This is a genomic window from Clostridium sp. NSJ-145, from assembly GCF_021044725.1.
In the GTDB taxonomy this organism is placed as follows: Bacteria; Bacillota; Clostridia; order Clostridiales; family Clostridiaceae; genus Clostridium; species Clostridium disporicum_B.
Genome location: NZ_JAJNOS010000013.1, coordinates 16293 through 28799, shown reverse-complemented (window position 1 = coordinate 28799; position 12507 = coordinate 16293). Strand labels below are relative to the sequence as shown.

Below are 12507 nucleotides of genomic sequence, written 5' to 3'. Positions count from 1 at the left end.
CAGTTCCTGAATAAAACTTATAAAGTCAGCATTGCTGACTTTATTCATTGATTATTATTTTTTTATCTTAATTATTAATTGATAGAAATATTTACATTAAAATATTGTAAAGGTATTATATATATAATATTAAAAAAATATAATTATAGGAGAAAACAAGTGTTAGATAAAGTAAGAAAGTATATTATAGAAAATAGACTTATAGAAAATGGTGATAAGATTCTTGTAGCTTTATCAGGTGGACCGGATTCGGTATGTTTATTACATATATTAGCTAGGTTAAGAAGTGAATTTAATTTGAAATTAGGAGCAATACATATAAATCATTTATTAAGAGGTGAAGAAGCTCTTGAAGATGAGAATTATACAAAAGATTTATGCAGGGCTTTAGAAGTAGAAAATTATATAGAAAGAATAGATATAGCAACTATAGCAGCAAAAGAAGGTCAATCTATAGAACTAGCAGGGCGTGAAGAAAGATATAAAGCTTTTAATAAAATAAAAGAAAAGTTTTCTTATGATAAGATTGCAGTAGCACATAATTCAAATGATCAAGCAGAAACTATTTTAATGAGGCTTATGAGAGGAAGTGGATTAGACGGATTAACAGGGATTAAGGCAAAAAGAGAAGATGGAATAATAAGACCTATTCTTTGTTTAAATAGAAATGAAATTGAAAAGTATTGTGAAGATTATAAATTAAATCCAAGAATAGATAAAAGCAATTATGAGAAGATATATAATAGAAATAAAGTTAGATTAGATATTCTTCCTTATATGAAAGAGAATTTTAATGATGATATTATTGATACTTTAAATAGAATGGCTTTTTTATTACAAAAGGATAATGAATATTTAGAAGAAGTTGCAGAAATAGCCTATAACAAATATTGTGAAGAAAAAAATGATGCAATTATTGTAAGTAAAAAGCTTTTTGAAGAAGAAAAGGAAGCTATAATAACTCGGGTATTAAAGAGAGGTTTTAAAAAGATTTCAAATTCTCATAAGAACTTTGAAATGAAGCATATAGTAGATATTATAGAGTTATCAAAATTGGGAACTAATAAAGAGATACATTTAACAAATGGGATAATAGTTCAAAATGTTTATGGGGATATAATATTTAGACAGAGAAAAAGCAAAAATGAAAAGATTAAAGATAAAGAAATTTATATTAAAAAAGAAGAGTTAATAAACCAATTTGAGTTTGATAACTATAAAATTGATATGCAAATTATCAACAAAAAAAATAACATAGAATTTTCCAATAATGACTTAATAAAGTTTTTTGATTATGATAAGATAGAAGAAGGAATTATTGTAAGATACCGTAAAGATGGAGATAAAATGGTGCCTATAGGAATGAAGGGTACTAAAAAGCTAAAAGATATCTTTATAAATTTAAAGATTCCAAAGGAAAGTAGAGACATAATTCCTATAGTTTGTTTTGATGAAAAAATAGCTTGGGTTGTAGATGTCAAAGTTTCTGAACAATTTAAAGTAACTAGTAATACAAAACAAATATTAAAAATAACATTTAAGGAAAGGGTTTAAAAAAATGGTGAATGACGTTCAAGAAATACTATTAAGTGAGGAAAAAATAGCTTTAAAAATAAAGGAATTAGGAAAAGCTATAAGCGAGGAATACGCAGGGAAAGATTTATTAGTTATAGGGGTATTAAAAGGTTCAGTAATATTTGTTTCAGACCTAGTTAGAAATATTTCTATTCCATGTGAAATGGATTTTATGTCTGTATCAAGCTATGGAGAATCATCAGAAAGTTCTGGAGTAGTAAGAATTCTTAAGGATTTAGATAATAGTATAGAAGGTAAAGATGTAATAATAGCAGAGGATATAATAGATAGTGGAATTACTTTAGAATATTTAGTTGATTTCCTTAAAGGAAGAAATGCAAAATCTATAGAGATAGTTACATTATTAAGTAAACCAGCTAGAAGAAAGGTTGATATAGATGTAAAATATATTGGATTTGAGGTTCCAGATGAATTCTTAGTTGGATATGGATTAGACTATGCTAATAGATATAGAAATTTACCTTTTGTAGGAATTTTAAAAAGATCAGTTTACGAAAAATAATATTTAGGCAAATAGATTTTAAGTGAAGAAAGGGGGGCCTTGGATGAAGAAGTATTCAAGTGCAACTGTATGGATAATAGCCATATTTTTATTAATTCTATCAGCTACATTTTTACTAAATGGAGGCAATACAGCTGACAAAATAGTATTTAGTGATTTTCAACAAAAATGGATAAACAATGAGATTGAAAGTGTTACGATTCAAACAGATAAAATGACCATTACAGGAGAAACAAGGGATGGTAAGAATTTTACTGTTTATGCACCAGATACTATGATAGAGGCACTTAATGCTCAATATCCTAAAGATGACGTTAAGATGGAATACATACCACCATCAAATAATAGTTTTTGGGTAAGTATTATTCCGACAATTATGATTATGGTGTTATTTGGGATATTTATATTTATTTTCACCCAACAATCTCAAGGTGGTGGCGGTGGAAAAGGAGTTATGAATTTTGGAAAGAGTAGAGCTAAAATGATGACTCCTGATAGTAAGCGTGTAACATTTAATGATGTTGCAGGAGCTGACGAAGAAAAAGCCGAGTTAGAAGAAATAGTAGATTTCTTAAAACAACCATCAAGATACACAGAAATGGGAGCAAGAATACCGAAAGGAGTTCTTTTAGTAGGGCCACCTGGAACAGGTAAAACTTTATTAGCTAAGGCAATAGCTGGTGAAGCTGGAGTGCCATTCTTCAGTATATCTGGGTCAGATTTCGTTGAAATGTTTGTTGGGGTAGGTGCTTCAAGAGTTAGAGACCTATTTGAACAAGCAAAGAAAAGTGCACCATCATTAGTGTTTATCGATGAAATAGATGCTGTTGGTCGTCAAAGAGGAGCTGGATTAGGTGGAGGTCATGATGAAAGAGAACAAACACTTAATCAATTACTTGTTGAGATGGATGGATTTGGAGCTAATGAAGGAATAATCATGATAGCAGCTACAAATAGACCAGACATACTTGACCCGGCACTTTTAAGACCAGGTAGATTTGATAGACAAATAGTTGTTGGAAGACCTGATAGACAGGGTAGAGAAGCAGTTTTAAAGGTTCATACTCAAAAGAAACCTTTAGATGAAAATGTTAGTTTAGAAGTTTTAGCTAAGAGAACACCAGGATTTAGTGGTGCAGATTTAGAAAACTTAGCAAATGAAGCAGCACTTTTAGCTGTTAGAAAAGATAAGAAAAAAATTGGTATGGATGAGTTTGAAGAAGCTATAACAAGAGTTATAGCAGGTCCAGAAAAGAAGAGTAGAACTATAAGTGAGCATGATAGAAAGCTTACTGCTTATCATGAGGCAGGGCATGCTGTTGTAATGAAATTATTAAAACATTCAGATCCTGTACATGAGATAAGTATCATTCCAAGAGGTATGGCTGGTGGATACACTATGCACTTACCTACTGAGGATAGAGCTTATACATCAAAGGAAAAATTAAAAGATGAGATGGTAGGACTACTTGGAGGAAGAGTAGCAGAAAAATTAGTTCTTGGAGATATAAGTACAGGTGCTAAAAATGATATAGATAGAGCTTCATCTATTGCTAGATCTATGGTTATGGAATATGGAATGAGTGATGAAATAGGAACTATTTCATATGGAAGTGACAATAATGAAGTTTTCTTAGGAAGAGACTTAGGTAGAGGTAGAAACTTCAGTGAAGAAGTAGGTGCTAAGATAGATTTAGAGGTAAAGAAATTTATATCACAAGCATACGATACAGCTGAAACATTATTAAAGAATAATATTTCAAAGCTACATGCAGTTGCTGCTGAATTGTTAGATAAAGAAAAAATTGATGGCAAAGAATTTGAAGCAATATTTGATGCGAATTAATTGATATAGTTTTAGGTATAATAATAAAGGATACTGTTATTTAATTAAACAGTATCCTTTTTGCTTATTAAATCTAATAGAAATAATCGATAAATTATGTAAAGATTAAACTTAGTATATATTAGTAAAGTCAATAAAATAATAAAGTAAGAATATTAATGTTAAAAAAGGCATTTATGATTTATTTTACAAAATAAATACTAAATTACCAAATGACTTTAATAAAAAGAGTGAAAAAAATAATAAAGTATGCTACAATACGAATGAAAAGTTTAATATATAAATATATATTCGTATGGAGGTATGAGATGAGAAACGTTTATGATACACCACTTAACACAAGATATGCATCAAAAGAAATGAGTTATATATTTTCAGATGATATGAAATTTTCTACATGGAGAAAGCTTTGGGTAGCCTTAGCAGAGGGAGAAAAGGAACTTGGGTTAGATATAACTGAAGAGCAGTTAGAAGAATTAAGAGCGAATATAAATAATATAAATTATGATGAGGCAATAAAGAAAGAGAAGGAAGTAAGACATGACGTAATGAGCCATGTTTACGCTTACGGTCTTCAATGTCCTAATGCTAAAGGAATAATACATTTAGGAGCTACAAGCTGTTATGTAGGAGACAATACAGATATTATTATTTTAAGAGATGCTTTAGAGTTAATTAAAAATAAAATAGTTACAGTTTTAGATAGATTAAGTAAATTTGCTATGGAATATAAAGGAATGCCGACATTAGGCTTTACTCATTTCCAACCAGCGCAATTAACTACAGTAGGGAAAAGAGCAACTCTTTGGATGCAAGACCTAGTTATGGATATAGAAAATATTGAATTCCTTTTAAGTACTTTAAAATTAAGAGGAGTTAAGGGGACTACAGGTACTCAAGCTAGCTTTATGACTCTTTTTAACGGGGATGAAGAAAAGGTTAAAGCATTAGATAAAATTGTTGCAAAAAAGATGGGATTTGAAAAAAGTTATGGAGTTACAGGTCAAACATATCCAAGAAAGCTTGATTCAATAGTATTAAACACATTATCAGAGGTAGCACAAAGTGCTTATAAATTTAGTAATGATTTAAGATTACTTCAAAGCATGAAGGAAATGGAAGAACCTTTTGAAAAGAATCAAATAGGGTCATCTGCTATGGCATATAAGAGAAATCCTATGAGAAGTGAAAGAATAGGGGCACTTGCTAGATATGTTATAGTAGATTCATTAAATCCAGCAATAACAGCTGCAACTCAATGGTTTGAAAGAACATTAGACGACTCTGCAAATAAGAGAATAGCAGTTGCAGAAGCATTTTTAGCTTTAGATGGTGTATTAAATCTTTACATAAATATTTCAGAAAATATGGTTGTATATGATAAAGTAATAAGAGCTCATGTTGATAATGAACTTCCATTTATGGCTACTGAAAACATAATGATGGAAGCTGTAAAAAGAGGTGGAGACAGACAAGAACTTCACGAAAGAATTAGAATTCATTCAATGGAAGCAGCTAAGAGAGTTAAAGGCGAAGGACTTGATAATGACTTAATTAAGAGAATAATTGCTGATGATTCGTTTAAATTAACTGAAGAAGAAATTTTAAATATAATAGATCCGAAATTATTCACAGGAAGAGCTGAAAGTCAAGTTGTTGAATTTATTGATGAGTATGTAAATCCTATAATAGATAGATATAAAAATGCAGTTGATATAAAGAGTGAAATAACAGTATAATAAATGCTCCCTTAGGGGAGCTTTAATATTGATAGTAATTATGCATATGTTTACGAATTATATAAAAATAAAGCCCAAAAATATTCGTAATAAATATTGAAACTTTTAAACTACTTTGATACTATGGTACAGGGACATAAAATGTCTCTAAATACTTTATATAGAAAATTATGTCTTAAAAGGAGGCAGTTGAAATGTCGACATTTATTGTTTTAGGAGCTCAATGGGGAGATGAAGGTAAAGGGAAGATGACAGATTACTTAGCTGAAGAAGCAGAAGTAGTTGTTAGATTCCAAGGAGGAAATAATGCAGGTCATACTGTAGAAGTTGGTGAAAAACAATATAAACTTCACTTAATACCTTCAGGAATATTACACGATGAAAAGTTAAATGTAATAGGAAATGGTGTAGTTGTAGACCCAATAGCTCTTTTTTCTGAAATAGATTATTTAGAAAGAGAAGGCGTTAAAGTAACTCCAGAAAAATTAATAGTAAGTGATAGAGCACATGTTATAATGCCATACCATAAGACTCTTGATAAATTAAAAGAAAAAGCAAGAGGTAAAAATGACATAGGAACTACAGGAAAAGGGATAGGACCATGTTATACAGATAAATTTGAGAGATGTGGAATAAGAATATGTGACCTTATAGATAAGGAAGTATTTAAAGAAAAATTAGAGAATAACATAAAGCTTAAAAATGATTATATAACTAACATACTTGGAGGAGAACCTCTAAACTTTGATGAAATATACAATGAATATGTAGAGTATGCTGAAAGATTAAAACCTTTCGTTCAAGATACTTCAGTGAGAATATATGATGATATAAAGAAAGATAAAACTGTTCTATTTGAAGGAGCGCAAGGTATGCTTCTTGATATAGATTATGGAACTTATCCATTTGTAACATCATCAAATACAACTGCTGGAGGAGTTGCAAGTGGTGTTGGTATAGGACCAAATATGATTACAAATGCTGTTGGTATAGCTAAAGCATATACTACTAGAGTTGGTAAGGGACCATTCCCAACAGAATTAGAAAATGAAACTGGAGAATGGATAAGAGAAAAAGGTCATGAATATGGAGTAACTACAGGTAGATCTAGAAGATGTGGATGGTTAGACATTGTTATCTTAAAAACATCTGTAAGAGTAAGTGGATTAACTTCATTAGCTGTTACAAAGATTGATACTTTAGCTGGATTAGATAAAGTTATGATGTGTGTAGGATATAAGTTTAATGATAAAGTAATAGATTATTTCCCTGCTAGCTTAGAAGACTTAGCTAAATGTGAACCTATATATGAAGAATTTGAAGGTTGGGATGAATCAGTAGCGGATGCAAGAAGCTATGAAGAGTTACATCCAAACGCAAGAAAGTATTTAGAGAGAATTGAAGAATTAACTGATACAAGAATATCAATAGTTTCTGTTGGTCCAAGAAGAGATCAAACTATGAGAGTAAAACCATTATAATTTATAAAAATAAAGCTGTTGCGAATTATGCACAGCTTTATTTTTTTTATTCTTTATAAATTATACTTCAATTTAATTATGAACATATTTACCGAAGGTTAAATAATGAAAGGGTAGTAGTTTAGCAGGAGAAATTTATTCAGCTTAAAAACTTCTATATAATGTTTAATTTAAATGATAATTGTAATAAACACGAATATTAAATGGGAAATAAAATTAATTATGTGGAATATAATACGAATATTAATATTAAATTTATAAAAAATGTTGACTTATTTTTAAAATAGATGTTATTATTTAAATAACAAGGGATAATATGGAATTGATAAAAATTTAAATAAAATTTTAATATTATTGGAGGATAATTTATGGCTTGCAATAGAATTATATTCGTTGAAAAAAAAGAAGGGTTTGATGTTGAAGGTAAATTGCTTTTAGAAGATTTTAGAGATAATCTTTCTATTAAAACTTTAGATAATGTTAGAGTTTTAAATAAGTACATAATTGGAGAACTTGAAGAACATTATTACAAGATAGCTTTGAAGACTATTTTTGGTGAATTACCAGTAGATAATATTTATGAAGGAAGCTTAGAAATAAAAGAAGGTGATATTGCTTTTGGAGTAGAGTATCTACCAGGTCAATATGATCAAAGAGCTGATTCAGCTTCAGAATGTTTAATGCTTTTAACAAAAGAAAAAAGAGTGGAAGTTAAGTGGAGCAAAATTATAATTCTACAAGGTAATTTATCTATTGAAGATGTAGAAAAAATAAAAGCATATTTTATAAATCCAGTTGATTCAAGAGAAGCAGATATAAATTCATCAGAGCTAACAAATGAATATAAAGAGCCAAAAAATGTAGAAATTCTAAATGGTTTTATTAATAAGAATATAGATGAACTAAAAGAATTTCATAAAGAGATGGGATTAGCCATGAGTATAGGAGATTTAGAAATGATAAGAAAATATTTCTTATCAGAAGGTAGAAATCCTAGTATCACTGAAATAAAAGTTATCGATACTTATTGGTCAGACCACTGTAGACATACTACCTTTTTAACTTCAATAAAAGAAATAGAAATAGAAGATGGAAAATACAATGTTCCAGTAAAAAAATCATATGAAGCATACATGAAATCAAGAGATTTTGTTTATGGAGAAAATACGGATAGAGATATAAACTTAATGGATTTAGCTGTCATATGCATGAAGGAATTAAGAAAAAGAGGACTTACAGAAGATTTAGATATATCAGATGAAATAAATGCATGCTCAATAAATATAAAGGTTGAAACTAATAATGGAGAAGAAGAATATCTTCTAATGTTTAAGAATGAAACACACAACCATCCAACAGAAATAGAACCTTTTGGAGGAGCAGCAACTTGTCTTGGAGGGGCTATTAGAGACCCACTTTCAGGAAGAACTTACGTATATGGAGCTATGAGGGTTACAGGAGCAGCTGATCCGACAGCTAGTATAGAGGAAACTATAAAAGGTAAATTACCTCAAAGAACTATTACTCTTGGAGCTGCAAGTGGGTATAGTTCATATGGTAATCAAATAGGACTTGCAACAGGACAAGTTGATGAAGTTTATCATCCTAATTATGCTGCTAAGAGAATGGAAGTTGGAGCAGTTATTGCAGCAGCACCAAAGGAAAATGTAAGACGTGAAGAGCCGCAAAAAGGAGATGTTGTAGTTCTTTTAGGTGGAAAGACTGGTAGAGATGGTGTTGGTGGAGCTACAGGATCTTCAAAGGAACATACTGAAGATTCAATAAATGAATGTGGAGCAGAAGTTCAAAAAGGAAATCCTCCAACGGAAAGAAAAATTCAAAGACTTTTCAGAAATAAAGAAGTTACAAGAATGATAAAAAGATGCAATGATTTTGGAGCAGGTGGAGTTTCAGTTGCTATTGGAGAGTTATGCAGAGGTCTTGATATAGATTTAGATAAGGTTCCTAAAAAGTATGAAGGATTAGATGGAACTGAAATAGCTATATCGGAATCTCAAGAAAGAATGGCAGTAGTAATAGAAAAAGAAAATTTAGAAAAGTTTATAAGATTATCTAATGAGGAAAATTTAGAAGCCGTAGTTGTTGCGGAAGTTACAGATACAGAAAGATTAAGAATGTTCTGGAGAGGCAATGCAATAGTAGATATTAAGAGAAGTTTCTTAGATACAAATGGGGAAACTCAAGAAACAAACGTGAAGGTAACTGCACCAGATGAATATCCATTTGCAGTAGGAGATGTAAATGTAAAAGATAAATGGATAGAAACTCTTAATACTTTAAATGTATGTGATAAAAAGGGATTAATCGAAAGATTTGATTCGACTATTGGAAGTGGAACAGTTCTAATGCCGTTAGGAGGGAAATACTCAAGAACTCCAGCAGAAGGTATGGTATTTAAAATTCCTGTGCAAAATGGAGAAACTAATTCAGCTTCAATAATGACGTACGGATTTAATCCAGAGCTTGGAGTTTGGAGCCCATTTCATATGGCATACTATGCAGTTATAGAATCAATAACTAAGCTTTCTTGTATTGGCGGAGATTATAGAAAAGCAAGATTAACATTCCAAGAGTATTTTGAAAAGTTAGGAGATAAAAAGGAAAGATGGGGAAAACCATTTTCAGCATTATTAGGTGCATATAAAGCTCAAATGGATTTAGAGATACCTGCTATAGGAGGTAAGGATTCTATGTCTGGAAGCTTTGGAGAAATGGATGTACCACCAACGCTTGTATCTTTTGCTGTTGGAATGATAGATAGTTCAAAAGCTATATCACCAGAATTTAAAAAGGTTGGTTCAAAAGTAATATTAGTCAAATCGGAAAAAGATGAAGATGGAACGTTAAAAACTGAAATGTTTAAAAACAACTTAATTACTTTAAATAAGCTAATAGAAGAGAAAAAAATTCTAAGTGCATATTCACTTAAATTTGGTGGGGTATCAGAAGGTTTAAGTAAGATGGCTTTAGGAAATGGAATTGGGGTTAAGTTTAATTCGTTATCTAATGAAGAGTTGTTTGGATTTAATTATGGTAGCTTCATTTTAGAAATTAAAGAAAATATAGATGAAAAAGAACTTTCGACTATGAATTACAAAGTAATAGGTAAAACAATTAATGAAAATTCAATTATTTCTGAAGATATAGATTTAGAAATATCTTTAGATGAAATAAGCAGAGAGTATGAAAGAAAATTAAAAAATGTATTTAAAGCAAAAACAAAAGCTTCAGAAGAAAAAATAGAAGAGGTTTTATATAAAGAAGAAAATAAAGTTTCACCTTTAATAAAGGTTGCAAAACCAAGAGTTGTTATTCCGGTATTCCCAGGAACAAACTGTGAATATGACTGTAGAAGAGCATTCGAAAGAGAAGGTGGGGATGTTAAAGAAGTAGTTTTAAGAAACTACAATAAGGAATCACTTTTAGAATCTTTAGACATATTGAAGCAAGAAATTGATAAATCTCAAATAATAATGCTACCAGGTGGTTTCTCAGCAGGAGATGAACCTGATGGATCAGCTAAATTTATAGTTAATATCTTTAGAAATGAAAAGATAAAAGAATCTGTTATGGAATTATTAAAGAATAGAGATGGATTAATGTTAGGAATTTGTAACGGCTTCCAAGCATTAATAAAGTTAGGGCTTTTACCATACGGTGAAATATGTGACATAGAGGAAGAGATGGCGACATTAACTTTTAATAATATAAATAGACATATGTCATCGATGGTTAGAACTAAAATAGTATCTAAAAAATCACCATGGTTCAATGAAGTTAATTTAGGAGATATTCATTCAGTACCAATATCTCATGGAGAAGGAAGATTTGTTGCTCCAAAGGAACTATTAGAAACACTTATGAAAAATGGACAAATAGCAACTCAATATGTTGATTATGAAGGAAATATTTCAATGGATATGCCTTATAATCCAAATGGGTCAATGCTAGGAATAGAAGGAATAACAAGCCCTGATGGAAGAATATTAGGAAAGATGGCTCACTCCGAAAGAACAGGAAGCAATCTTTATAAGAATATGGAAGGCAATTTTGAGCAAGGGTTATTTAAATCAGGAATCAATTATTTTAAATAATTGATTCCTAAAGTAAGGAGAGTGTATTTCATGAAAGTAGCAATATTTTTTGGAAGTAAATCAGATACTGAAGTAATGAGAGGTGCAGCAACTGCATTAAAGGAATTTGGAGTAGAGTATAAAGCATTTATTCTTTCAGCTCATAGAGTACCTGAGAAGTTAGAAGAAACTTTAAGAGAAATCGAAAAAGAAGGATATGAAGTTATTATTGGAGGAGCTGGACTAGCAGCACATCTTCCAGGTGTAATAGCATCTCAAACTGTATTACCTGTAATAGGAGTTCCTGTTAAAGCGGCGTTAGATGGTATGGATGCTCTTTTATCAATAGTTCAAATGCCAAAATCTATTCCGGTTGCAACTGTAGGAATTAATAATAGTTACAATGCTGGTATGTTAGCAGTTCAAATGCTGTCATTAAAGTATCCAGATATTAAAGAGAAATTAATTGAATTTAGAATAAATATGAAGAAAAAATTTATAGAAGAAAATGGACAAGGAGTGGAATTGTAATGGTTAATAAGTATGAAAAATTATATGAAGGAAAAGCAAAACAAATTTTTAGAACTGACAATGAAGAACATGTAATAGTTCATTATAAAGATGATGCTACAGCTTTTAATGGGGAAAAGAAAGCTCAAATACAAAATAAAGGTGTTCTTAACAATCAAATTACATCAATGATTTTTGAAATGTTAAATAAGAATGGAATCAAGACTCATTTTATAGAAAAGTTAAATGATAGAGATCAACTTTGTAAAAGAGTAGAAATAGTGCCACTTGAAGTTATAGTAAGAAATGTTGCTGCTGGAAGCATGGCAAAGAGATTGGGATTAGAAGAAGGGTTTAAATTGAAGACTACTGTTTTTGAATTATCATACAAAGATGATAGTCTAGGTGACCCGTTAATAAATGATTATCATGCAGTCGGTATTGGAGCAACTACTTTTGAGGAATTAAATAACATTTACGAAATGACTGCTAAGATAAATGATTTATTAAAAGAATTCTTTAAAAAGCAAAATATAGATTTAATAGATTTTAAAATTGAGTTTGGTAGATTGCCAAATGGTGAAGTTGTTTTAGCTGATGAAATATCACCAGACACGTGTAGATTCTGGGATTCAACAACTGGAGAAAAGTTAGATAAAGATAGATTTAGAAGAGATATGGGTAATGTTGAAGAAGCATACGTAGAAATTTTAAAGAGAATACAAGGGTAAAATAAAGA

Annotated in this window: 8 protein-coding genes; all 8 read left to right on the top strand. The window is 30.2% G+C overall.

Translation table 11 applies throughout. The features are described from left to right. Nucleotides 1–159: 159 nt before the first annotated feature. The 8 genes from tilS to purC all read left to right on the top strand — a co-directional run bounded on the left by tilS (nucleotide 160) and on the right by purC (nucleotide 12499). Nucleotides 160–1554, top strand: a complete 1395-nt coding sequence (gene tilS / locus LQE93_RS12195) for a tRNA lysidine(34) synthetase TilS (RefSeq protein ID WP_231073856.1) — start codon at nucleotides 160–162, stop codon at nucleotides 1552–1554. A gap of 4 nt (nucleotides 1555–1558) precedes the next feature. Continuing rightward, nucleotides 1559–2098, top strand: a complete 540-nt coding sequence (gene hpt, locus LQE93_RS12190; RefSeq protein ID WP_055265031.1) for a hypoxanthine phosphoribosyltransferase — start codon at nucleotides 1559–1561, stop codon at nucleotides 2096–2098. 43 nt (nucleotides 2099–2141) lie between these two features. Then, nucleotides 2142–3944, top strand: a complete 1803-nt coding sequence (gene ftsH / locus LQE93_RS12185; RefSeq protein ID WP_055265029.1) for an ATP-dependent zinc metalloprotease FtsH — start codon at nucleotides 2142–2144, stop codon at nucleotides 3942–3944. Nucleotides 3945–4252: 308 nt separating this feature from the next. Further along, complete coding sequence (purB, locus tag LQE93_RS12180; protein ID WP_055265027.1) at nucleotides 4253–5683, top strand: adenylosuccinate lyase; 1431 nt, start codon at nucleotides 4253–4255, stop codon at nucleotides 5681–5683. Between the two features lie 194 nt (nucleotides 5684–5877). Beyond that, the gene (locus LQE93_RS12175) at nucleotides 5878–7164 is read left to right on the top strand and encodes an adenylosuccinate synthase (RefSeq protein ID WP_055265025.1); all 1287 of its coding nucleotides are present in this window, start codon (nucleotides 5878–5880) and stop codon (nucleotides 7162–7164) included. Between the two features lie 368 nt (nucleotides 7165–7532). Next, nucleotides 7533–11279 carry a phosphoribosylformylglycinamidine synthase gene (locus LQE93_RS12170; RefSeq protein WP_231073854.1) on the top strand — a complete coding sequence of 1249 codons (3747 nt, stop codon included), beginning with the start codon at nucleotides 7533–7535 and terminating at the stop codon, nucleotides 11277–11279. 30 nt (nucleotides 11280–11309) lie between these two features. Then, nucleotides 11310–11789, top strand: a complete 480-nt coding sequence (gene purE, locus LQE93_RS12165; protein WP_231073852.1) for a 5-(carboxyamino)imidazole ribonucleotide mutase — start codon at nucleotides 11310–11312, stop codon at nucleotides 11787–11789. Continuing rightward, nucleotides 11789–12499 (top strand): phosphoribosylaminoimidazolesuccinocarboxamide synthase, encoded by a 711-nt coding sequence (gene purC, locus LQE93_RS12160; protein WP_055265019.1) that lies wholly within the window; start codon nucleotides 11789–11791, stop codon nucleotides 12497–12499. The genes purE and purC overlap by 1 nt, the downstream gene beginning before the upstream one ends. Nucleotides 12500–12507: the final 8 nt, after the last annotated feature.

Coding starts and splice junctions, on each gene's coding strand:
- hpt (WP_055265031.1), top strand. CDS start 1,559: ATGGTGAATGACGTTCAAGAAATACTATTAAGTGAGGAAAAAATAGCT.
- ftsH (WP_055265029.1), top strand. CDS start 2,142: ATGAAGAAGTATTCAAGTGCAACTGTATGGATAATAGCCATATTTTTA.
- purB (WP_055265027.1), top strand. CDS start 4,253: ATGAGAAACGTTTATGATACACCACTTAACACAAGATATGCATCAAAA.
- LQE93_RS12175 (WP_055265025.1), top strand. CDS start 5,878: ATGTCGACATTTATTGTTTTAGGAGCTCAATGGGGAGATGAAGGTAAA.
- LQE93_RS12170 (WP_231073854.1), top strand. CDS start 7,533: ATGGCTTGCAATAGAATTATATTCGTTGAAAAAAAAGAAGGGTTTGAT.
- purE (WP_231073852.1), top strand. CDS start 11,310: ATGAAAGTAGCAATATTTTTTGGAAGTAAATCAGATACTGAAGTAATG.
- purC (WP_055265019.1), top strand. CDS start 11,789: ATGGTTAATAAGTATGAAAAATTATATGAAGGAAAAGCAAAACAAATT.